Annotated in this window: 23 protein-coding genes; 14 read left to right on the top strand and 9 right to left on the bottom strand. The window is 45.1% G+C overall.

Annotated elements, in window-relative coordinates; genetic code table 11:
- Positions 1-34: 34 nt before the first annotated feature.
- Genes FKN16_RS17435 through FKN16_RS17425 form a run of 3 tightly spaced genes read right to left on the bottom strand, consistent with a single transcriptional unit; the run spans position 35 to position 2,336 of the window.
- Positions 35-580 (bottom strand): peptidylprolyl isomerase, encoded by a 546-nt coding sequence (locus tag FKN16_RS17435; RefSeq protein WP_053809811.1) that lies wholly within the window; start codon positions 578-580, stop codon positions 35-37.
- Entirely contained in the window at positions 580-1,149 is a 570-nt protein-coding gene (locus tag FKN16_RS17430; RefSeq protein WP_170903225.1) for a YajG family lipoprotein, read from the bottom strand. Before FKN16_RS17430 ends, FKN16_RS17435 begins: the two co-directional genes overlap by 1 nt.
- A 32-nt stretch (positions 1,150-1,181) precedes the next feature.
- Positions 1,182-2,336: a methyltransferase gene (locus FKN16_RS17425; RefSeq protein WP_170903224.1), complete on the bottom strand. Its 1,155-nt coding sequence runs from the start codon at positions 2,334-2,336 to the stop codon at positions 1,182-1,184.
- A 243-nt stretch (positions 2,337-2,579) separates the two neighbouring features.
- Between FKN16_RS17425 and bolA the strand changes: the two genes are divergently transcribed.
- The 11 genes from bolA to dinB all read left to right on the top strand — a co-directional run bounded on the left by bolA (position 2,580) and on the right by dinB (position 12,226).
- Positions 2,580-2,888 (top strand): transcriptional regulator BolA, encoded by a 309-nt coding sequence (gene bolA, locus FKN16_RS17420; protein ID WP_005380262.1) that lies wholly within the window; start codon positions 2,580-2,582, stop codon positions 2,886-2,888.
- 473 nt (positions 2,889-3,361) lie between these two features.
- A complete protein-coding gene (locus tag FKN16_RS17415; protein ID WP_041853022.1) occupies positions 3,362-4,702 on the top strand; it encodes a Na(+)-translocating NADH-quinone reductase subunit A in 1,341 nt (446 codons plus the stop codon).
- Positions 4,703-4,707: 5 nt separating this feature from the next.
- A complete protein-coding gene (locus FKN16_RS17410) occupies positions 4,708-5,952 on the top strand; it encodes an NADH:ubiquinone reductase (Na(+)-transporting) subunit B (RefSeq protein ID WP_006742551.1) in 1,245 nt (414 codons plus the stop codon).
- Positions 5,942-6,712, top strand: coding sequence for a Na(+)-translocating NADH-quinone reductase subunit C (locus tag FKN16_RS17405; RefSeq protein ID WP_006742550.1), 771 nt, complete (start codon positions 5,942-5,944; stop codon positions 6,710-6,712). Before FKN16_RS17410 ends, FKN16_RS17405 begins: the two co-directional genes overlap by 11 nt.
- A complete protein-coding gene (locus FKN16_RS17400) occupies positions 6,712-7,344 on the top strand; it encodes an NADH:ubiquinone reductase (Na(+)-transporting) subunit D (RefSeq protein ID WP_005380269.1) in 633 nt (210 codons plus the stop codon). Before FKN16_RS17405 ends, FKN16_RS17400 begins: the two co-directional genes overlap by 1 nt.
- Positions 7,345-7,351: 7 nt before the next feature.
- Complete coding sequence (gene nqrE / locus FKN16_RS17395; protein ID WP_005380270.1) at positions 7,352-7,948, top strand: NADH:ubiquinone reductase (Na(+)-transporting) subunit E; 597 nt, start codon at positions 7,352-7,354, stop codon at positions 7,946-7,948.
- A 33-nt stretch (positions 7,949-7,981) separates the two neighbouring features.
- Positions 7,982-9,205, top strand: coding sequence for an NADH:ubiquinone reductase (Na(+)-transporting) subunit F (gene nqrF, locus FKN16_RS17390; RefSeq protein ID WP_005380271.1), 1,224 nt, complete (start codon positions 7,982-7,984; stop codon positions 9,203-9,205).
- A 155-nt stretch (positions 9,206-9,360) separates the two neighbouring features.
- Entirely contained in the window at positions 9,361-10,365 is a 1,005-nt protein-coding gene (locus FKN16_RS17385) for an FAD:protein FMN transferase (RefSeq protein ID WP_170903222.1), read from the top strand.
- Positions 10,366-10,387: 22 nt separating this feature from the next.
- Positions 10,388-10,621 carry a (Na+)-NQR maturation NqrM gene (nqrM, locus tag FKN16_RS17380; RefSeq protein ID WP_005436655.1) on the top strand — a complete coding sequence of 78 codons (234 nt, stop codon included), beginning with the start codon at positions 10,388-10,390 and terminating at the stop codon, positions 10,619-10,621.
- A 231-nt stretch (positions 10,622-10,852) separates the two neighbouring features.
- Positions 10,853-11,086, top strand: coding sequence for a DUF2789 domain-containing protein (locus FKN16_RS17375; RefSeq protein WP_012841486.1), 234 nt, complete (start codon positions 10,853-10,855; stop codon positions 11,084-11,086).
- Positions 11,087-11,197: 111 nt separating this feature from the next.
- Positions 11,198-12,226 carry a DNA polymerase IV gene (gene dinB / locus FKN16_RS17370; protein WP_249370556.1) on the top strand — a complete coding sequence of 343 codons (1,029 nt, stop codon included), beginning with the start codon at positions 11,198-11,200 and terminating at the stop codon, positions 12,224-12,226.
- On the opposite strand, the gene FKN16_RS17365 is transcribed toward dinB, so the two are convergent.
- Positions 12,223-14,148 (bottom strand): RecQ family ATP-dependent DNA helicase, encoded by a 1,926-nt coding sequence (locus FKN16_RS17365; protein WP_170903322.1) that lies wholly within the window; start codon positions 14,146-14,148, stop codon positions 12,223-12,225. The genes dinB and FKN16_RS17365 overlap by 4 nt on opposite strands.
- A 76-nt stretch (positions 14,149-14,224) precedes the next feature.
- Between FKN16_RS17365 and FKN16_RS17360 the strand changes: the two genes are divergently transcribed.
- Both FKN16_RS17360 and FKN16_RS17355 read left to right on the top strand, forming a co-directional pair.
- On the top strand, positions 14,225-14,704 hold the full coding sequence (locus FKN16_RS17360; RefSeq protein ID WP_109169655.1) for a GreA/GreB family elongation factor: 480 nt from the start codon (positions 14,225-14,227) through the stop codon (positions 14,702-14,704).
- A 61-nt stretch (positions 14,705-14,765) separates the two neighbouring features.
- A complete protein-coding gene (locus FKN16_RS17355) occupies positions 14,766-15,509 on the top strand; it encodes a YggN family protein (protein WP_005385316.1) in 744 nt (247 codons plus the stop codon).
- A gap of 134 nt (positions 15,510-15,643) precedes the next feature.
- Here FKN16_RS17355 and FKN16_RS17350 read toward each other — a convergent pair whose 3' ends face one another.
- Entirely contained in the window at positions 15,644-18,190 is a 2,547-nt protein-coding gene (locus tag FKN16_RS17350; protein WP_170903218.1) for an Ig-like domain-containing protein, read from the bottom strand.
- A 376-nt stretch (positions 18,191-18,566) separates the two neighbouring features.
- On the opposite strand from FKN16_RS17350, the gene FKN16_RS17345 reads away from it, so the two are divergent.
- Positions 18,567-19,931, top strand: a complete 1,365-nt coding sequence (locus FKN16_RS17345) for a sodium-dependent transporter (protein ID WP_170903216.1) — start codon at positions 18,567-18,569, stop codon at positions 19,929-19,931.
- Between the two features lie 105 nt (positions 19,932-20,036).
- On the opposite strand, the gene FKN16_RS17340 is transcribed toward FKN16_RS17345, so the two are convergent.
- The 4 genes from FKN16_RS17340 to FKN16_RS17325 all read right to left on the bottom strand — a co-directional run bounded on the left by FKN16_RS17340 (position 20,037) and on the right by FKN16_RS17325 (position 23,106).
- Positions 20,037-20,228: a DUF4250 domain-containing protein gene (locus FKN16_RS17340; RefSeq protein WP_012841490.1), complete on the bottom strand. Its 192-nt coding sequence runs from the start codon at positions 20,226-20,228 to the stop codon at positions 20,037-20,039.
- Positions 20,228-20,434, bottom strand: a complete 207-nt coding sequence (locus tag FKN16_RS17335; protein WP_005391765.1) for a YaeP family protein — start codon at positions 20,432-20,434, stop codon at positions 20,228-20,230. Before FKN16_RS17335 ends, FKN16_RS17340 begins: the two co-directional genes overlap by 1 nt.
- Positions 20,435-20,545: 111 nt before the next feature.
- A complete protein-coding gene (locus FKN16_RS17330) occupies positions 20,546-21,214 on the bottom strand; it encodes a tellurite resistance TerB family protein (RefSeq protein ID WP_046874978.1) in 669 nt (222 codons plus the stop codon).
- A 176-nt stretch (positions 21,215-21,390) separates the two neighbouring features.
- Positions 21,391-23,106: a proline--tRNA ligase gene (locus FKN16_RS17325; RefSeq protein ID WP_046874977.1), complete on the bottom strand. Its 1,716-nt coding sequence runs from the start codon at positions 23,104-23,106 to the stop codon at positions 21,391-21,393.
- Positions 23,107-23,111: the final 5 nt, after the last annotated feature.

Raw genomic sequence — 23,111 nt, 5'->3', positions numbered from 1 at the left:
GCCCTTCGATTATTCAAAGGGCTTATCGTTTTGGCTATTTAAGTAGTGTTGCTTTAGTGATGACGATTTGAGTCTCGGGAACATCACGCATACCGCGAGTCGTCGTAGTTGGCTGTTTTGCCATTTTTTGGATAATGTCGAATCCTTCCGTGACCTCGCCAAATACCGCATAACCCGGTGGACGAGCGCCGTAGTTTAGAAAATCATTGTCGACTAAATTGATAAAAAACTGACGAGTAGCAGAGTCAGGCGCGTTGGTGCGTGCCATTGCAATCGTCGCACGGTCGTTATTTAAACCGTTATTACCCTCGTTTTTGATTGGAGCGTAAGTCTTCACCATTTGCATATCTTGGTTAAAGCCACCACCTTGCGCCATAAAGCCTGGAATAACGCGGTGAAAAATAGTGCCTTCATAGCTACCGTCTTCTACATATTTCAGGAAGTTCGCTACCGTAATCGGCGCTTTATCTTCATTCAGTTCGACAGTAAATGAACCTAACGTTGTTTCAAACGCCACTTTTGGTCCAGCCCAAACGCTGCAGCTGAGTAGCGCGAGAGAAAGAATTGCCTTGCGTAACATTAGAAACGCTCCTGCATGTATTGACGAAGCTCAGGATCATTGGCAATTTCTTTAAGTGTTAATGTCACTACATCATTCAGTGTTTGCTCAATGTCGGCATCAGACGCACTCAATGTGCCAGAACGCTTCGCAGTGCCTGTGTAAGTTTTGACCAGTTTACCTTCTGGTGTTTCTGCGGTGATTTCAAGCACGACTTTCGCATCCATCTCATTTTCCATCACCGAATGTTTTACGTTAACTAATGCTTCTTGAACGTTTAATTCAATTGCATTGTTGCTGTTTAGATCGGCATGGAAGCCCTGAGATAAAAACTGCTTCTCTAATGCTTCTTCTAACGCAATACGTAAATTCTGTTTAGCATGAAGAGGAAGAATGTTCGAACGGCCGTTATCCACCAACGCCACGTACTGCGCTGCACGTACATCTTTGCTGGTCAAGCTGTAAGTCTTGCCTTGAACAATTGGATTGGTGCTCAGTGTGCTTTCTGGCATCAAATTCAGCTGAGGCTGTTGAGGAGCTGAACACGCAGCAAGCAACGCAACCGAAGCCGCAAGTACCAATTTTCTCATTTTATTATTCCTTTTAACTATTTTGCTAAAGCTTATTTTGCGCTTAATTTAGCAGGATTTTTTGTGGCCTGTAAAATCACAAACTTATTGTTGGAAGCGATAAGTTTCACATTCTTATCGCCAAACAGCCGTTTTAGTTTTGCGTCGTAACCAAGATGACGATTTCCAATCACCAGTAACTTACCACCTTCACTTAATACTTGCTTTGCATCACAGAACATTTGCCAAGCAATATGATCGGTGATTGCCTGCTGTTGGTGAAAGGGTGGGTTACACATAATCATAGAGCAGCTGTTGTGTTTAAAACCGTCCAAACAATTGTTTGCAACACACTGTATGTCTCTATCTTTACCAAGGTTATCTAGCAGGTTCTGCTTCGCGGACTCAAGCGCCATAAAGCTTTCATCAACACATGTTAATCGAGCATTCGGATTCAGCTGACCAAACTTCACAGACAGAACACCATTACCGCAACCGAGATCGATAACATTATCTACCAATGGGTCTTGAGGTAGGTGCTGCAGCATAAAACGCGCACCTAAATCTAAGCTTTCTCCTGAATAGACATTTGGCATGTTCTTGAGTTCGATATCTTCGCCATCAACGCGCCAAGTAGTGAAAGGGCTCACTTCAATTGTTGGTTCAACCGTTGCTTGAGCAAATACCAATCGGTGCTTTTTCCATGCCAGAGATGTTTTTGTCTCACCCAAGTATTTTTCAAACAGTTTTAGCGTTGAAGTATGAATGTCTTTCGCTTTATTAACTGCAATGATGGGGCAGGATGCAGGCAGTGCTTTTTTTAACTGACTGAGTATCCAAACGAGGTGACGGTTACTTTTTGGCAGTTGCAGCAATACGAGATCAGTATTGGAAGGTACGGGGTCCATCGTGGTTGAAAACGCTACCTTATTGCACTGGTTTTGCTCAAGGTTCTGCTGCACACCTTTATGAGAAATGAATGAATCACTCATTAGCGTCACATGGTGCTTTTCTGAAAACCAGCAGGAGAGGGCACCAAAGCTGTCATTAATCACGAGGATGTTTTGATTGTTTGGCAAAGCAAGTTCTTCAACATGATTAATAAGATACTCATCACCGGCATCCCACGCCTGTAGAGTTTCATTGCTGCGTTTTGGGAAACGATAAAGTGTTAGGCTTCGCTCGTGAAGATTCAGTTCGGTTTTCATAGCTAAATGTAAGTTGATTTAGAAATTAAGTGTTATTGTCGCAAATGATGACGTGTCGAGATACAAAAAGCTGTCAAATTTTACGTGTTCAGTGGTGCTCGCTCTCTAGGCATGTTCATAGCGTCAAGCGCTTTGAAATCAGTTGAACGTAAAATGCATCAATAATGAGAGTGATGTTTGAGTGATACACGTCTGCTTTACTTAGGTATATACTTATGGAATTCGCATCAATGAGGAACGAATATGATCCAAGAAATCATAGAGAAGAAACTACACAGTGAGCTGCAACCAAGCTATCTCAAAGTGATTAATGAGAGCTACATGCATAATGTGCCACCAGGCTCGGAGAGTCACTTCAAAGTGATTGTTGTGAGTGATTCGTTCGCGGGACAGCGTTTGATTGGACGCCATCGCCAAGTTCATCAAATTTTGGCAGATGAGCTAGATAACCACATTCATGCACTAGCTATCCATACATACACTGATGAAGAGTGGAAGCGAGAACAAGATGGCGCTCCTGATAGCCCTATGTGTATGGGTGGCGGTCACTAAAGACGCAAAATATAAAGGTGCAGAGAAAAGGTGGCTAAGGCCATCTTTTTTCGTTTTACATTCTTTAGGGGCATTGATGTGGCACAAATTCTGGTTAAAAAATGTGTTAACAGTGTTTCAACAAATGAATGAAAATTGCAGGGTATTTCAGGCGATGAATATGACTTTTCCATAAGATATGTATGGAATATGGCATTTGTGCGATCGGTCAAAGTTATGACTATTCTTTGACCTTTTAGACCTGATTCTACCGAAATAACCCCTCTATTCTAATGATTGGTCATGGCATCAAGTTCCTAAAAAATGCTAGACTACGGCACCTGATAAATCTCGCGTATTCCTTGTGACGAGATTTTTAATAGGATGTTGCGATTTTGATGTTTAAAACAACATCAAAACCGGACACTGATGTCGTGTCTAAAAGTTACGCAATCAAAAGAATCTTTTTCCCGATAAAAGTAGTGCAAGTGCGTATGATTACAATAAAGAAGGGCTTGGATCTTCCTATCGCAGGAACTCCATCCCAGGTGATTAATGATGGTAAGACCATCAAAAAAGTCGCCTTGCTTGGCGAAGAGTACGTTGGCATGCGTCCTACCATGCATGTCCGCGTTGGTGATGAAGTGAAAAAAGCGCAAGTTCTTTTTGAAGATAAAAAGAACCCTGGCGTGAAATTTACTGCACCAGCAGCCGGTAAAGTGATCGAAGTTAACCGTGGCGCTAAACGTGTCCTTCAATCTGTAGTGATTGAAGTGGCAGGTGAAGAGCAGGTGACATTTGATAAGTTCGAAGCCGCTCAACTTTCAGGTCTAGATCGTGAAGTGATCAAGACTCAGTTGGTTGACTCTGGCCTATGGACCGCTTTACGTACTCGTCCGTTTAGCAAGGTTCCTGCAATCGAGTCTTCTACTAAGGCTATTTTCGTAACTGCAATGGATACTAATCCACTAGCAGCTAAGCCTGAGTTGATCATTAATGAGCAACAAGAAGCATTCATTGCTGGTCTAGACATTCTTTCAGCCCTGACAGAAGGCAAGGTTTACGTATGTAAATCTGGCACTAGTTTGCCACGCTCTTCACAGTCTAACGTAGAAGAACACGTCTTCGATGGCCCTCACCCAGCAGGTCTTGCTGGCACCCACATGCATTTCCTATACCCAGTGAATGCAGAAAATGTGGCATGGAGCATCAACTACCAAGACGTTATCGCGTTCGGTAAGCTGTTCCTAACTGGTGAGCTATACACAGATCGTGTTGTGTCTCTAGCTGGTCCAGTTGTGAATAACCCTCGTCTAGTTCGTACCGTAATCGGTGCAAGCTTGGATGACCTAACAGATAACGAGCTGATGCCTGGCGAAGTTCGTGTGATTTCTGGTTCTGTACTGACAGGTACACATGCAACTGGTCCACACGCATATCTTGGCCGTTACCATCAACAGGTTTCTGTATTACGTGAAGGCCGTGAGAAAGAACTATTTGGCTGGGCAATGCCTGGTAAGAATAAGTTCTCGGTAACTCGCTCTTTCCTTGGTCACGTATTCAAAGGTCAGTTGTTCAATATGACAACGACGACCAATGGTAGTGATCGTTCAATGGTTCCAATTGGCAACTACGAACGCGTAATGCCTCTAGATATGGAGCCTACTCTGCTGCTTCGTGATCTATGTGCAGGTGATACAGACAGTGCTCAAGCACTGGGTGCGCTTGAACTGGATGAAGAAGATCTAGCATTGTGTACCTTTGTATGTCCAGGTAAGTACGAGTACGGTACGTTACTTCGTGAATGCCTAGATACTATCGAGAAGGAAGGGTAATTTTCATGGCTCTTAAAAAGTTTCTTGAAGACATCGAGCATCATTTTGAGCCTGGTGGTAAACACGAAAAATGGTTTGCCCTGTACGAAGCTGTAGCAACAGTTTTTTACACTCCAGGTATCGTAACAAATAAAAGCTCGCACGTTCGTGATAGCGTTGACCTAAAACGTATCATGATCATGGTTTGGTTTGCGGTATTCCCAGCAATGTTCTGGGGTATGTACAACGCAGGTGGCCAAGCTATTGCAGCGCTTAACCACATGTACGCTGGTGATCAACTAGCGACAGTTATCTCTGGTAACTGGCACTACTGGCTAACTGAAATGCTGGGCGGAACGATTGCCGCTGATGCAGGGGTTGGCAGTAAGATGCTACTAGGTGCGACCTACTTCCTACCTATCTACGCAACAGTATTCCTTGTTGGTGGTTTCTGGGAAGTGCTTTTCTGTATGGTGCGTAAGCACGAAGTAAACGAAGGCTTCTTTGTTACTTCTATCTTGTTCGCACTTATCGTTCCACCAACGCTACCTCTATGGCAAGCGGCACTAGGTATCACATTTGGTGTTGTTGTTGCGAAAGAGATCTTCGGTGGTACAGGTCGTAACTTCCTTAACCCTGCACTTGCAGGTCGTGCATTCCTATTCTTCGCTTACCCAGCGCAAATCTCGGGTGACGTAGTATGGACTGCAGCTGACGGCTTCTCTGGTGCAACTGCTCTTAGCCAATGGGCTCAAGGTGGTAACGGTGCTCTAGTTAACACAGTAACTGGTTCTCCTATCACTTGGATGGACGCTTTCATCGGTAACATCCCTGGCTCTATTGGTGAAGTATCGACTCTAGCTCTAATGATCGGTGCAGCGATGATCGTTTACATGCGAATCGCTTCATGGCGCATCATTGCGGGCGTAATGATCGGTATGATTGCAGTATCGACTCTGTTTAACGTGATCGGTTCTGACACTAACCCAATGTTCAACATGCCATGGCACTGGCACCTAGTTCTAGGTGGTTTTGCATTCGGTATGTTCTTCATGGCAACGGACCCAGTATCAGCGTCATTTACTAACAAAGGTAAATGGTGGTACGGCATCCTGATTGGTGCAATGTGTGTGATGATCCGTGTAGTTAACCCGGCGTACCCAGAAGGTATGATGCTGGCGATTCTATTCGCGAACCTATTCGCACCTCTGTTCGACCATGTAGTGATTGAGAAGAACATCAAGCGGAGACTAGCACGCTATGGCAAGTAATAACGACAGCATTAAAAAGACGCTGGGTGTTGTTATCGGGTTGAGCCTTGTTTGTTCAATCATCGTATCAACAGCAGCAGTAGGTCTGCGTGATAAGCAAAAAGCTAACGCTGTCCTAGATAAGCAATCAAAGATCGTTGAAGTTGCAGGCATTGACGCGAACGGTAAGAAAGTACCAGAGCTATTTGCTGAGTACATCGAACCTCGTCTGGTAGACCTTGAAACAGGTAACTTTACTGAGGGTAATGCATCTACGTACGATCAGCGTGAAGCATCAAAAGATGCAGAACGTTCAATCGCATTGACACCAGAAGAAGACGTCGCTGATATCCGTCGTCGTGCGAATACAGCAGTGGTGTACTTAGTAAAAGACCAAGATGAAGTCCAAAAAGTTATCTTGCCTATGCACGGTAAAGGACTATGGTCGATGATGTATGCCTTTGTAGCCGTTGAAACTGATGGTAACACTGTGTCTGCTATTACTTACTACGAGCAAGGTGAAACTCCTGGACTTGGTGGTGAAGTAGAGAACCCTTCATGGCGCGATCAATTCATTGGCAAGAAATTGTACAATGAAGATCATCAGCCAGCGATTAAGGTCGTGAAAGGCGGTGCACCGCAAGGTTCTGAGCACGGTGTTGATGGCCTATCAGGAGCAACGCTCACTAGTAATGGTGTTCAACACACATTTGACTTCTGGTTAGGTGACAAGGGCTTTGGTCCTTTCCTAGCAAAAGTTCGTGACGGAGAACTTAACTAATGTCTAGTGCACAAAACGTTAAAAAGAGCATTCTAGCGCCAGTATTGGATAACAACCCAATCGCGCTACAAGTTCTTGGTGTATGTTCTGCTCTTGCAGTAACAACTAAACTAGAAACAGCTTTTGTAATGACGCTAGCGGTAACATTTGTAACTGCGCTGTCTAACTTCTCTGTTTCATTGATCCGTAACCACATTCCTAACAGTGTGCGTATCATCGTTCAGATGGCAATTATCGCATCGCTAGTAATCGTGGTAGACCAGGTGCTAAAAGCTTACCTATACGATATCTCTAAACAGCTATCTGTATTCGTTGGTCTGATTATCACTAACTGTATCGTAATGGGTCGTGCTGAAGCATTCGCAATGAAGTCTGCGCCAGTACCATCTCTTATTGACGGTATTGGTAACGGTCTAGGTTACGGTTTCGTTCTTATCACTGTAGGTTTCTTCCGTGAGCTATTTGGCTCAGGCAAACTATTTGGCCTAGAAGTTCTACCTCTAGTGAGCAACGGTGGTTGGTACCAGCCTAACGGCCTAATGCTACTAGCACCATCAGCATTCTTCCTAATCGGCTTCCTTATCTGGGTAATCCGTATTCTGAAACCAGAACAAGTAGAAGCGAAGGAGTAAGGACGTCATGGAACATTACATTAGTCTGTTAGTTAAATCGATTTTCATCGAAAACATGGCTCTGTCTTTCTTCCTAGGTATGTGTACTTTCCTTGCCGTATCTAAGAAGGTTAAGACCTCTTTCGGCCTAGGTGTTGCAGTTGTGGTAGTACTGACTATCGCTGTTCCTGTGAACAACCTAGTATACAACCTAGTTCTGAGAGAGAACGCGTTAGTTGAGGGCGTGGACCTTAGCTTCCTAAACTTCATCACCTTTATCGGTGTAATTGCAGCACTTGTACAGATTCTAGAGATGGTTCTAGACCGTTTCTTCCCACCTTTGTACAACGCGCTAGGCATCTTCCTACCGCTGATCACAGTAAACTGTGCAATCTTCGGTGGTGTATCTTTCATGGTACAACGTGACTACAACTTTGCTGAATCTATCGTTTACGGTTTCGGCTCTGGTGTGGGCTGGATGCTAGCAATCGTTGCTCTTGCAGGTATCCGTGAGAAGATGAAGTACTCTGACGTACCTCCAGGTCTGCGTGGTCTTGGTATCACATTTATCACTGTAGGTCTTATGGCGTTAGGCTTTATGTCTTTCTCTGGTGTTCAACTGTAAGTCGGGTAAACCGCAACAATTAAGGAATAGTCAATGGACATTATTCTTGGTGTAGTGATGTTTACTCTGATCGTACTTGCACTAGTACTAGTGATTCTTTTCGCTAAGTCTAAGCTTGTACCAACAGGTGACATTACAATTTCTGTGAACGATGACCCTTCTCTGGCGATCGTTACACAACCAGGTGGTAAGCTACTGAGTGCTCTAGCCGGTGCTGGCGTATTCGTATCTTCTGCTTGTGGTGGCGGTGGCTCATGTGGTCAGTGTCGCGTAAAAGTTAAATCAGGTGGCGGCGACATCCTACCAACCGAGCTTGACCATATTACTAAAGGTGAAGCGCGTGAAGGTGAGCGTCTAGCGTGTCAGGTTGCTATGAAAACTGACATGGACATCGAGCTTCCTGAAGAAATCTTCGGCGTTAAGAAGTGGGAATGTACCGTTATCTCTAACGATAACAAAGCGACATTCATCAAAGAGCTTAAGCTACAAATTCCAGATGGCGAATCAGTACCTTTCCGTGCTGGTGGTTACATCCAGATTGAAGCACCTGCTCACCACGTGAAATACGCAGACTACGATATTCCTGAGGAATACCGTGAAGACTGGGAGAAGTTCAACCTTTTCCGTTACGAGTCTAAAGTTAACGAAGAGACCATCCGTGCATACTCAATGGCTAACTACCCAGAAGAGCACGGTATCATCATGCTTAACGTTCGTATCGCAACTCCGCCGCCGAACAATCCAGACGTACCACCAGGCATCATGTCTTCGTACATCTGGTCTCTAAAAGAAGGCGATAAGTGTACTATTTCTGGTCCATTTGGTGAGTTCTTTGCGAAAGATACAGATGCAGAAATGGTATTCGTTGGTGGTGGTGCTGGTATGGCTCCAATGCGCTCACATATCTTCGACCAACTTAAGCGTCTACACTCTAAGCGTAAGATGTCTTTCTGGTACGGCGCACGTTCTAAGCGTGAAATGTTCTACGTAGAAGACTTCGATATGCTACAAGCTGAGAATGATAACTTCGTATGGCACTGTGCACTGTCTGATCCACTTCCAGAAGATAACTGGGATGGTTACACTGGCTTTATTCACAACGTTCTTTACGAGAACTATCTACGTGATCACGAAGCGCCAGAAGACTGTGAATACTACATGTGTGGTCCACCTATGATGAATGCGGCTGTTATCGGCATGCTAAAAGATCTAGGTGTAGAGGATGAAAACATCCTACTAGATGACTTCGGTGGTTAATCCCTCCAAGTGATTGAATCTATGGCTAGCTCTCTAAGAGCTAGCCATTATTTTTTGTAGAAGTAAAAATAATATTCAACAGTTGATATAGGTAATTGGATTTAAGTAATCGGTCCCATTCCCCATATCAATTCAACAACATTGGGAGTTAACAAGTGAAAACGTGGCTTGTTGCATTCGCTTCTCTATTGGTTTTGGCTGGCTGTGAGCAGCCAGCAGATCAAATTCATCTAAGTGGCCCTACCATGGGGACTTCTTATAACATCAAATATATTGAGCAAGATGGTATTCCAACGCCAAAAGCGATGCAGACGGAAATTGATCGCTTATTGGAAGAGGTTAATGACCAAATGTCGACCTACCGTGATGATTCAGAGTTAAGTCGTTTTAACCAGCATCAAACGAGCGAGCCATTTACAGTTTCGACACAAACTGCAACGGTAGTGAAAGAAGCAATTCGCCTTAACGGTCTTACTTTAGGTGCGTTGGATGTGACAGTCGGTCCTTTAGTTAACCTGTGGGGCTTTGGCCCAGAAGCTCGCCCTGATGTCGTTCCTACAGATGAAGAGCTAGCGGCACGCAAAGCCAATACTGGCATTCACCACCTATCTGTTGATGGCAATAAATTGTCCAAAGATATTCCTAACTTGTATGTCGATTTATCAACTATTGCTAAAGGTTGGGGGGTTGACGTGGTTGCTGACTACCTTCAATCTGAAGGGGTTCATAACTTCATGGTAGAAGTGGGCGGCGAAATGCGCCTCAAAGGCGTGAATCGTGAAGGCGTGCCGTGGCGCATAGCGATTGAAAAGCCGACTATTGATGAGCGCTCAATTCAAGAAATTATTGAGCCAGGGGACATGGCAATTGCAACAAGTGGTGACTATCGTAATTACTTTGAGAGTAATGGTGTGAGATACTCTCATATTATTAATCCAAGAACAGGCAAACCTATTCATCATAAAGTGGTGTCTGTAACGGTATTAGATAAATCGTCGATGACTGCTGATGGTCTTGCAACTGGTCTTATGGTGCTAGGTGAAGACAAAGGCATGGCAATTGCGAACGAAAATAATATTCCTGTTTTCATGATTGTGAAGACGGAAAATGGTTTTAAAGAGCTGGCTTCGGAAGCATACAAGCCGTTCATGAAGAAATAACAACAGAAGTGAGCATGTTCTTATGAGTACATTTCTAATTACGTTTGCAGTTTTTGTTGCGGTAATCGCAGCGATGGCTGTTGGCTACATCTTCCAGAAGAAAGTAGTGAAGGGTAGCTGTGGCGGTCTTGGTGCAGTGGGTATTGAGAAAGTATGTAACTGTCCAGAACCATGTGACGCGCGTAAGAAACGTGAAGCACGTGAAGCGGCGCGAGCTGAGAAATTGGCTGCATGGGAAAAAGATCGAATTGCTTAAGTATCGGTCATCCAAAGAGTAATACAAAATAACCCAGCTAAAGCTGGGTTTTTTTATATTTCTCGCTCTACTTCTCTGAGAGTTTATACTTTGCTTGCTACGTTTAATCTAGGATGACCGGAAGCTTAAGTCGGTGCAGACTTCACAGCCAAGTCATTTCCCTTTAATCACCGTACTTAACTGTTATTTGGTTATATACTCAAACTAAAGCGCGTTAACTTAGGAGGAAATATGGAAATGCATCAACACGGTATGGCTGAATTGTTTCAACAACTAGGCCTCGGCAGCTCTCCTCAAGAGATAAAGGACTTTATTAACGAACATCGGCACAAAAGAGCTTCAGCCCCTCTGCATGAAGCCAGCTTTTGGACAAGTTCGCAGGCCACATTTCTCAAACAAGCCATTGAAGAAGACGCAGACTGGGCAGAGTTGGTCGATCAGCTTGATGTGATGTTACGAGATTAAAGCACGTTTACAAACTCTCATTTCTATCAAGGCAGATTTAAATTATACTGTTTTTTTGAACAGTGTTTAATGGCTATGTCAGACCGAATCAGAAAAATCATTCACGTCGATATGGATTGTTTTTATGCTGCCGTAGAGATGAGAGATAACCTCAGTTACCGTGGCATTGCACTCGCCGTTGGCGGTCATGAAAAACAGCGTGGCGTGATTAGCACCTGTAATTATGAGGCGCGCAAATATGGCGTTCGTAGTGCAATGTCAACGGCGCGAGCATTGCAACTCTGCCCCCATTTACTAGTCGTTCCCGGTCGAATGCACGTGTACAAACAAGTCTCTCAGCAGATTCGTGCTATTTTTGAGCGTTATACGCCTATCATTGAACCTCTATCATTAGATGAAGCATACCTCGATGTCACGGACTCGACAGCTTGTCGTGGCTCCGCAACGTTGATCGCAGAGTCTATTCGACGCGACATTTGGAATGAGCTTGGGCTGACGGCATCGGCGGGCATTGCACCGATTAAGTTCCTTGCCAAAGTTGCCTCTGATATGAATAAACCCAACGGTCAGTTTGTTATCCCGCCAGATAAGGTCCAGGAAGTTATCGATACACTTCCGCTGGAAAACATTCCTGGTGTTGGGAAGGTGAGTCTTGAGAAGCTACATCAAGCGGGCTTTTATCGATGTGAGGATATTAAAAACAGCGACTATCGTGAATTGCTGAGACAGTTTGGTCGTCAGGGAGCATCTTTATGGCAGCGTAGCCATGGAATTGATAATCGAGAGGTCGTCGTTGAGCGAGAGAGAAAATCCGTCGGTGTGGAACGGACATTCAGCCAGAATATCTCGAGCTATGATGAATGTTGGCAAGTGATCGAGGATAAACTTTATCCTGAACTCGAGAAACGCTTAGAGCGTGCAAGCCCAGATAAATCGATTATTAAACAAGGTATTAAAGTCAAATTTGCCGACTTTCAACTGACAACAATTGAGCATATCCATCCGCAATTGGAGCTTGAGGACTTCAAGATCTTGCTAAGAGATATTCTTAAGCGCCAAAACGGACGGGAAATACGCCTTTTAGGCTTGAACGTGATGCTCAAGCCCGAGAACCAAGCGCGTCAATTGAGCTTTTTCTAGGCTCTTACTGCTTCTACCTGAGCTAATACTTGTTCAAAGCTTGTATTGGCCATCGCACCATAACCCGCCAGTTTTGAAGCTTTTAGCTGGCTAATTAAAGGGGTACTAATTCCACACAAGAAGCGGGCGACAGCATTATTGCTGATAGCGGAAGGGGAGAGCTGAATAAATTCCTGCACCCACATTGCTACTTGAGGTGGCTCAATATCCTTACCTTGTGGTGTTGGGAACGAGGCGACTTGACCACGACACACGGAGCAGTGACCACATTGCTCTGGTGCATTGTGATCCGCAAAGTAGTTCGCCAATTGTGAGCTCAAACAGTGTTCTGACTGGAACAAGCGCAGCATGGTGTGAATTCTTTCGATATCTTTGTTTTCTTTGGATTGGAACAGTTCATACAGTTGTTGGATTAAAACATCAGAGCTCTGTGTGGTTGGCAAAACAGAGTACACGTCGGTCAGTTGTTTGCTCTCTAGCTCTATCCAACCATTCTGGTGAAAATAGTCGAGGGCTGCGACAACTCGGCTGCGTTCCGATTGATAGTTCATCCATAACGCTTCTAGGTCAACTTGGCACCACACTTTGGCTTTTTGCGAGCAGGAGAAAATAGCCTCCACGAATTGACGTCGCTCGCCTTGAAATTGATTCACAATAAATTGCTGATCGTGCAAAAACTTAAAGCGATATTCCGCAAAGTAACTGTATTTTGCTTCAATGAGTTTATGTAGCTCCAAATAAACCAACAAGGTTTTGAGTGGCAATTGGCGGATATTACTTTCACGCGATAAACGCAGTGGCACTACCTCCCATTGTGGAGCATGTTCTTTCGCTTGCTCGACTACATAGTTAATCGAGGTTAGTTCAGGTGTGTCACCATAGACAAAGTTCTCCAACACCGTTAAGCCGGACGTATTGCCTAGCAGAATGCACTCAGAACGTTGCCCGTCCCTGCCTGCACGTCCAATCTCTTGTGCGTAGTTCTCGATTGATTTGGGTAAGTCGAAGTGAATGACGCGGCGGATATCAGATTTATCGATCCCCATACCAAATGCAATCGTTGCAACAATACAGTCAATTTGGCTATCCATGAACTGCTGTTGGATTTGTTCACGGATGTCGCTTTTCATACCAGCATGGTACGCGTGAGCATTAATGCCAATATGGATTAGTGATTTTGCTACTTGCTCTGCTGTCTGCTGTTGTGTCACGTATACGATAGTTGGAAGCTTAGGAGAAGAGGCGATGATTTCACTTAGCTTTTCTTGTTTCGTTGTTTCCTCGCACGGGATCACCGAGATATCCAGATTGGGGCGGTAGAAGCCTGTAACGGTAATATGTTCACTGGCAATATCGAACTTTTGTTTCATGTCTTCAATAACTGCGGGCGTTGCTGTTGCAGTGAGAAGCAAAGATTGTGGAATGTTCAGTTCACGTTGATATTGCGGTAGCTTGAGATAATCAGGGCGGAAGTTATGTCCCCATTCGGAAATACAGTGCGCTTCATCAACCACCATCAAAGAGATCGGCACTTGGCGAATGAACTCACGAAAACGCTCGTTCTTTAGGCGCTCAACAGAAATCATCAATATTTTGATCTGTCCATTTTTTACCCCTGCCATGACGCGTTGTGACTCTTCTCTGCTTTGACTGCTATCGATAGAAGCGGCTGGGATCCCTTTATTTTGCAAAAAGTTTAGCTGATCTTTCATTAGCGCCAACAACGGCGAGATCACCAACGTAAGATTAGGCAATACGGTTGCTGGCAATTGGTAACAGAGAGACTTACCCGAACCCGTAGGAAAGATGGCCGCAGCAGAGTAACCATTCATAACCGCTTCAATTACGGGTTGTTGACCTTGGCGTAATGAGTCAAAACCAAATACGGATTGAAGTGTTTGATGCAGCGAGTCACTTTGCATAATAGGGAAACCTTTCTTTGATGGTAAACTTAGGTACATTAACACACCCTGAGTGCCAAACGCGCGTCCTAAAAGTATGAACAAAGCTGACTTAGTCCAAATTATCATCCAACATCTGGAAGAAAAACTTCAAGTGGCCCATGCATCGGCTCAGCGAGCCATTGATGCCGCGACAGATGAAGAAACTGTTCCCGAGCATAAGTACGATACGTTAGCACTTGAAGCCGCGTATCTTGCTCATGGACAAGCAATGCGAATCCAAGAGAGTGAAGACGAGCTGCGTCAATATCGCGCTCTAGTGACTCGCGACTTTAAAGGCGCACCTGTTGGTGTAGGTGCTTACGTCGTTCTCGCAGATGAGAATTTGCTTGAAAAGCACTTCTTTGTAGGCCCTTGTTCTGGTGGTCTGACTGTTAAATATCAGGCTCAGGAAGTCTTTGTCTTAACAGCAAAATCTCCTCTTGGTCGAGCGTTATTCGGGAAAGAAGAAGGCGATGAGATTGATGTAAAAATAGGAGAAAAAACAACTTGTTACGAAGTCGTGACGGTTTGCTGACATCTCATGTATCACTCAGTGTTATGTTTAACACGAGTAATGTTAAATAAAAGAGAATGACATGAAAAAGCTTTTTACACTCTCATTGCTGATGGTCAGTGCTACTGGTTATGCAGCGCAGTGTCGTGTGGACATCAATAATGAAGTTCGTATGGATGGGCAAAGCTTGGAAATTCGCCAAACGACAGGTGATAAAGCTGTCGTGGATGAGGATAACAACCTATTCATCAAAGGTGAGCTAATTGAACTCAATGCCGACCAAAAAGCGGCAATTGAAGACTATCGCGAAAAAATGAACGCGTATATTCCACAAGCAAAGCAGTTGGCGAGTGATGGTTTAGCGCTTGCAAATGACATCATCGATGATGTCGCGGAAAGCCTAGACGCACCTGGCGCGTTTGATAACGTCAAAGTCGCAGTACAGGACTTTTTCGCTGATGTTGAATCACGTTACTACAAAGATGGTGATTTCATTCTACCAGCGGAAAGCTTTGAGTCCATGACACAAGGGTGGACTGAAGACTTTGCAAAAGCACAAGAGATCTTCAATAAAGAGTTTTTAGCGAGTTCGTTGGATGCTTTATCGAAAAAAATGAAGGAAGAGGGGGGAATAAACCTCACTGCATTATCGGAGAGTATGGCTGAACTCAGCGCGAAAGTAGAAGAGCGTTTAGCTGAGCATTCGAAAGAGGTAGAGCAACAAGCAGAAGACTTGTGCGACTCGTTGGATGACATGGCAGGGCAAGAAGACGATTTGTTGAAGAAAATCCCTGAGCTAAAAGATTACCGAGTATTTACGATTTAATTACCCTTCAAAAAGTAGAACTCAATGGTATAAAGAAAGAGAGCACAATTGTGCTCTCTTTTCGTTTTTACATACTTGAACAAGTAATGAAAGCAAGACGATATTTCCGTTTTACCCGCTTGTTCTTTGATAGCTTATTGCGCGTTCATCTCGGTGAGCTTATCGCCGACAGGTTTTGAGAAATTAAAACCATCATGCTGATCCCAGTTGATAGACCACGTCATTACCCCTGCATAATTCGGGTAATTGAACGCTGGCTTAACGGTGCCGCATGAAGTGCCTCTGGTTAAACAATCTAGTGCGCTGATAATATTCTGTGTCGGAGCCTGGCCTGAATTTGCCGAGCTAGGACCTGAAGGTAAGCCGATTGCGACTTGATCATCACGTAGTGGTGCAAACTGAGTGCCGTCGGCCAATTCAAAGCCTTCTATAAGCATTTTAGATTGCGCTACCATCATATCCACAGAGCCTTCTGGTGCACTGCCTGGCAGATATGGGTTTGGCAAGCCACCGTTGTTATATAGCTGGACGTGAAGTAGGTCGAGCGTGCTGCGTGTCTCGTTTATCACAGGAATGTAAGCTCCCCAAATACCGCTGTAAGCCACATAGCCGCCTTGAACATAAGGATGCTCAGGTGCCATGGTTAGGTACATGTCGCCACCCATATTTTGCTCTATTTGAAGCAAAGCACGACCAAGGCGAGCTTGAATTTGCGAGCCATGAACCAAGTTAGATCCACTCTCTAAATCCACATCAAGACCATCAAAGCCCCACTCAGCGATAAGACCTGTTAGGCTAGAGACAAAGTTGGCTTCGTCTTGAACGGTATTCAGCGTAATCGTGCCTTCTGCGCCGCCAAGAGAGAGAACAAACTTCTTACCTTTAGCTTGAAGCGCTGCCATGTCCTGCTTGAATTGTGTTGGATCGAGTGCTGGACAATCGCTGTAAATATCGCCTGAATATAGATTAAAGTGCACGGTACCATCACTGTTGCGGTCATTTTCGGCAAAGGCAATATCAATCACATCCCACGCATCAGCCATATCCGCTAGACGAATTGGACAGCCAGCCCCATTTACAAAATTGTGCCAGTAACCGATGAGTTTATGACGTTTCTCTGCTTGCTCAACCACCGTTATTGCTGCTGCGTCAGACAATGCATTGCTTCCTGACAAATCCACAGCTTGGGCGCTAACTGTAAAGTTACCAAGTGCAGTTGGTGTCCAGTTGGCTGTGTAAGGTGCCGTGGTATCGGTTGCAACAATAGAGCCGTTGATCATGAAATCAACGTGCTTAATGCCTGAAGTTAAAGACGTTGCATTGGCACTTAATGTGAGGTTTTTGCCTAAGCCGACGGTTTGACCGCTACTTGGTGAAGTCAGTGAGACGACCAAATCTTTATCGCTGACTTCCACACCAACCAAGGACTCTGACGTGTTGTTATCATTATCGGTTGCGACGGCTTTAAGCTGGTTAGCGCCAATAAGTGTGGCGTTCCAAGTAACGGAATATGGTGCTTGAGTGATGACCCCTAAGCTGGTGTTGTTCGCAAAAAACTCAACTTGCGTGACTGTGCCATCAGCATCGCTTGCGTTAGCCGTGATTTCGTTATTGCTGCCAGCGAGCACAACTTGTCCATCCGTTGGTGCCGTAATGGCAACTTGCGGTGGTGTCGAACAAGCACCTAGGCCACTCCAAGCATCTTGCCAATATAACCCTTCACCAGGCTCGTAAGCCCATGTCGCATCCGAGGAACACCAACCCGCAACGTCACAACGATATTTTTGGTTGAAGTGAGAAACTAGGTCGCCAACTTGATAACTCGTTCCCGCCGCGTAAGGCACTGCATCTGCACATCCGCCCGTCCCTGTTTCTGAATTACTAACAACAAGCGTTATTTCTTGGCTCATGGTTGAGAGGTTTGTGTCATCAGTCGCTTGTGCTTTAAACGAATGTGTACCAGCACTCGCGGTCCATTGATATTCGTAAGGTACGCTGGTATCAATCGCAACGGATTGATTGTTCACGAAGAACTCAACTTGTGTGACCACACCATCAATATCATCAGCTTGAGCGGCCACCGTGAGGTTCCCACCCACGTTAAGCGCTTCCGTTCCCGATGGGCTTGTCAGTGAAATACTAGGTGGTGGCAACTCGACTTGTGGTTGAACTTGGATAGAAATCGTCGTGGTGGTAACGGCTCCCTCATTATCGGTCGCAATCGCGGTCAATTGCGAGACACCTTCAATAGCGGTCCAAGATGCTTCGAATGGTGCTTGAGTTACCACAGCAACCGTTTGGTTGCCTGCAACAAACTCAACTTGTGCGATTTGGCCATCTTCGTCGGCTGCGTTGGCTAGCAAGGTGATCGCACTGCCTTCGGGAATTTGTGCGTTGTTTGTTGGAGAGGAGAATGACACTGTTGGCTCTAGGTTGTTGCTTCCACCATCACATTGCCCTAACGCTTTCCATGCCTCCCAAGCCCCTGAATTGGTAACAGGGTCATTGCCTTGCGTCCAATACGCGGCCTCGTAAGCGGCTCCTTGCGTTTTTACTAAAGTGCCCGATGTATAAGTCGCAGTGCTGTCCCAGTCGGGTAGGCTTTGGCAGTTATAGGCTTGAGCTTGGTAGCTGACGCTGAGTGCTGCAACCATCGCTCCGTGAAGTAGAGTGACCTTCATTTTCCTCTCCTTGAGTCATGGATATAAATGAGAACAGAGTAATAACTAGCTGATAAATAGACATAAGGGGGAAAAAGCGAAGCACAATATTCTGCTTTTCGACACAGTATCACGAGGAACTATTCGTTCCTTACACCAAAGCTCATTATTTTTCGGCTCACTTCACGATGGGAGAATCACAAATTCTAGGCGTGTGAAAAAGACAAAAGTCGCCAGGTCTTAGAATGATGAATGTGAGATGTACGTTAAAATTTACAAGCTGAATGACTGTGAATTGTTTCAACTGTCGAGTATTTAACCGGAGTGCTCTTGTTGAATAGTGAATATTGCTATAGTGTACTAGTTAGCTAGTTCAATGATATTTTGTGTGAGTAGTATGACACAGCAAACCTCTTCTCAGCCTCGTGAGCATTTTGGCTCTCGTCTCGGATTCATCTTAGCAGCCGCAGGTGCCGCAGTTGGCCTTGGCAATATTTGGGGCTTTCCAACCCAAGCTGCCAGTAATGGCGGCGGTGCTTTCCTGTTGGTTTATTTGGTGATGATTCTTATCGTCGCATTTCCTATGCTGGTGGTTGAAATGGCGATTGGTCGTCATGGTCAAGCCAACCCGGTGGATAGTATGCGTTTGCTTACCAATCATCCGGTAGGTAAAAAGCTCGGCGGTATTGTGGGCTGGATTGGTTTAAGCGTACCAAGCGCTGTTTTAGCGTTTTACTCTATTGTCGGTGGTTGGTTGATCTGCTTTTTACTGGGTGCAATCACAGATCTAATGGGGTTAGAAGCTGTAACTCAATGGCTAAAGGGCTTTAGCGTTGAACGTAACTTGTTCGGAGCCATTACTTTTTATGTGCTAACGATTCTCATCGTACAAGGTGGCGTAAAACAAGGTATTGAGAAGTGGTCCACACGTTTGATGCCAGCATTGTTTGTTTTGTTTGCTCTACTGTTTGCTTACATCATGACGCAAAACGGTGCGATGGAAGGGCTAAAGCATTACTTGGTACCGGATTTCGAAAAGGTATGGGACCGCAAGTTGATTCTTGCTGCAATGGGGCAGGGCTTCTTCTCGCTTACGATCGGTGGCTGTTCAATGCTGATTTATGGCTCTTACTTGAGTAAGAAAGAGAACCTACCAAAGATGGCGATGAACGTGACCATGGTAGATACTGCCGTTGCTTTCATTGCAGGGTTAGTGGTGATGCCAGCGATGTTTGTTGCGATGCAAAAAGGCGTTCAAATCTATGCTGAAGATGGCTCTCTATTAAGCTCTGATACGTTGGTATTTACCGTATTGCCGTTGATGTTTGATAGCTTAGGTTTGCTTGGTCAATTGTTCTCTATTGTGTTCTTTTTATTGCTGACGATTGCGGCGCTAACGTCTTCAATTTCAATGTTAGAGTGTCCAGTGGCGTTAGTGAGTGAGCGTTTCAACACCAAGCGTAGCGCAACGAGCTGGGTTTTAGGTGGTCTCATCGCCTTGCTCAGTGTGGTGATTGTTTATAACTTTGGCGCTCTGTTTGGTATGGTCGCGACGGTTGCTACTCAGTATCTACAACCAACCGCTGCGCTCTTATTCTGCTTATTTGGTGGTTGGGTATGGAATCGCAACTCAAAAATCAAAGAGCTTGAGCAAGGTTGCCCGGAGTTTACGCAAGGTTGGTTTGGTAAGTTATGGCCTGCGTATGTGAAGTTTGTATGTCCAATTCTTGTGGCTACGGTCATATGGGCTTCATTCGGCTAATCGAAACGTCTATTGGACAAAAGAGAAGGGCTTGATGAGTGATCATCAAGCCCTTTTTCATGTTGGTTATTCCCCGTTTCAGTTACCCGCGGTGATTGCTGCGGGTTAACGGAATTGTCCTGCTTCTGGAAGAAAGTCAAAACCAGCAGAAGCCAGTTTTGCTTCTAGTGCTGTGCGATCGATATCGAAGAAAGCTACCAGTTTATCTAAGTCACCACCGAAGTCGTCGCGTAGCTTCATATTTACAATGCTCATGAGCATGACAGGATCCATGGATTCAAAGTTCGCTAGATTCATTACTTATCCTCAAAATCTGAAATCAGTAGGTTTGCCGCAGCAAATGCCGCTTTTTCACGCACTTCTTTAGGCAGAGACTCATCCGCCGCAACATCGTTCAGCGCTTTAACAGCACATGAAATTGCCTGAGGAATGTAAGCTTGATCGCCACTACCAATTTGAGCATAAAGCTCACGAACCAGTTCACAACAGCCGTATACTTGCATGTTTTCTTTCCACTAAATGATAACTTATCTCAATATACACACAGCAGATTTGAAACTCAAAGTGCAGAGTTGTTTTGGCTCAAGTTGAGGAGTTGCTTGAGCGAGATTTAATCACTGCATTTGTACTTCTAACTGCTGAGTGACTTCTGGTGAAAGCTGAAGTTGTTTTGCCAGTTCTTGCAAATACGCTTTTTCCATGAAGTTTTGCTCATCAGCAACAATCAAAGACGCGAGATAAATTTCTGACGCTTGTTGAGGAGAAGTCGCCTGATTAGCAATTTCAGCAGGATCGAGCGGTTTGTTTAGTTCTTGCTGAACGAGCTGACGTACATGCTCATCTGCGCCCATATCCGCGAGAGCTTGCTCGATGCGGGCCATTTCCTCTTCATCGACATGGCCATCGGCTTTTGCGGCTCCAATCATTGCTTTTAAAATTAGTACACTGTGTTTGCTGTCATCGGGGTCAAAGGTCTCATGAACACCTTGACCGGACTGTTTGGCTTGCCAGTCGTTATAAACTTTGTAGGCTAATGCTCCAAGCGCAGCAGCGCCACCGACTTTTAATGCGCCCGAGCCTATTTTCTTAGTCATTTTTTTACTTTTCTTCGAGCCCATCAGCATGCCGATAAGGCCTCCGCCAACGGCACCTGCTCCTAGCGTTTTCAGGCTACTTGAGTTTGATGAGGATTTGATGTTGTTAGTTTGTTTACCTAACGCATCAGCCCCTTGCTTGAGTAAGTCTGATTTGAGTGCTTGGTTTAGAAGACTTTTTAAATCCATAACTGACCTCCTTTAGATGATGAAATCAGTTTAATAGCAAGAAGCTGAACCAAAGATTAACAAAGTGAATAGATCTAAAGGGGAGTAGTAAGGTTGCCCAGTAATAAAAAAGGGCTGACCGAAGCCAACCCTTTCTAATTATTTGAAATTACTTCAAATGCGAACTCGTCGAGCGCTTACTTTAGTTGAGCTTTTACGTGCTCGATAATATCAGTCATTGCGACTGGCGTTTTCTCACCAGTAGCACGGTTCTTGTATTCGAAGTTGCCTTCTTTCATCGAGCGGTCACCGATAATAATGGTATGCGGTACACCAATAAGCTCCATATCAGAGAACATTACACCTGGGCGTTCTTTACGATCATCAAATAGTACTTCGATGCCCATTGCCGTTAGCTCAGCGTACAACTTCTCAGCGGCTTCTTTTACTTCTTCTGACTTGTGCATGTTCATTGGAACGATCGCAACCTGGAATGGTGCGATTGCATCTGGCCAGATGATGCCGTATTTGTCATGGTTTTGCTCAATAGCAGCCGCTACGACGCGAGTGATACCGATACCGTAACAGCCCATTTCTAGGATGACGTTCTTACCATCAGGACCAAGTACACCACAGTTCATCGCTGCGGAGTAAGCGTTGCCAAGTTGGAAGATATGGCCAACTTCGATACCACGCTTAAGCTGGATAGTGCCTTTACCACATGGGCTTGGATCGCCTTCAACCACGTTGCGTAGGTCTTCAACTTGACCAAGCTCTGCGTCACGACCCCAGTTAATGCCGAAGTAGTGTTTGCCATCGATGTTCGCACCCGCACCGAAATCACTCATTACCGCTACGCTGCGGTCAACGATGAACGGCAGTTTAAGGCCAACAGGGCCTAGAGAACCAGGACCAGCACCGATAAGCTCACGAATTTCTTCTTCAGATGCCATTTCCAGTGGAGCTGCAACTTGAGGAAGGTTCTCTGCTTTCACTTCGTTCAGTTCATGATCGCCACGAATGATAAGCGCGATGATTGGTGCATCAACCTCGTCAGACGCTTTCACAAACAAAGTTTTCACTGTTTTTTCAATTGGCAGCTCGAACTGCTCAACCAATTCAGCGATTGTTTTTGCGTTTGGCGTATCTACCAACGTCATTTCTTGCGTTGGTGCCGCTGCTTCAGAGGCTGGAGCTAGTGCTTCTGCTTTTTCGATGTTTGCCGCGTAATCTGACTCGGTAGAGAATGCGATGATGTCTTCGCCACTTTCAGCCAGTACGTGGAACTCTTGAGAGCCGCTACCACCGATAGCACCGCTATCTGCTAGTACAGGACGGTAATCCAGACCCATGCGATCGAATGCTTTGCAGTAAGCATCGTGCATTGCGTCGTATGACTTTTGTAGGCCGTCTTTATCAATGTCAAAGCTGTACGCATCCATCATTGAGAATTCACGTGAACGCATTACACCAAAGCGTGGACGACGTTCGTCACGGAATTTGGTTTGGATTTGGTACAGGTTTAGCGGAAGCTGTTTGTAAGAGCTCACTTCATTGCGAACAAGGCTAGTGATCACTTCTTCAGCGGTTGGGCTAAGTACAAACGGACGAACATGACGGTCAGTAAAGCGAAGTAGCTCAGGACCCATCTTTTCGCTGCGGCCTGTCTCTTCCCATAGTTCAAACGGCTGAACAACGGGCATCAAAGTTTCGACTGCGCCTGCATTGTCGATTTCTTGACGAACGATGTTTTCGACTTTACGCAGTACACGTAGACCAGTAGGTAGCCAGGTGTATAGACCTGAAGCCAGCTTACGGATCATACCTGCACGTAGCATGAGCTGGTGGCTCACTACTTCTGCGTCGTTTGGAGTCTCCTTCAGAGTAGAAAGAAGATAATTACTGGTACGCATTAAAT

Origin of the sequence: Vibrio sp. 11-4(1), from assembly GCF_013048625.1 — a bacterium.
In the GTDB taxonomy this organism is placed as follows: Bacteria; Pseudomonadota; Gammaproteobacteria; order Enterobacterales; family Vibrionaceae; genus Vibrio; species Vibrio diabolicus.
Note: the sequence above shows the minus strand (reverse complement) of the source record. Positions and strands in the feature narration are given on the sequence as shown.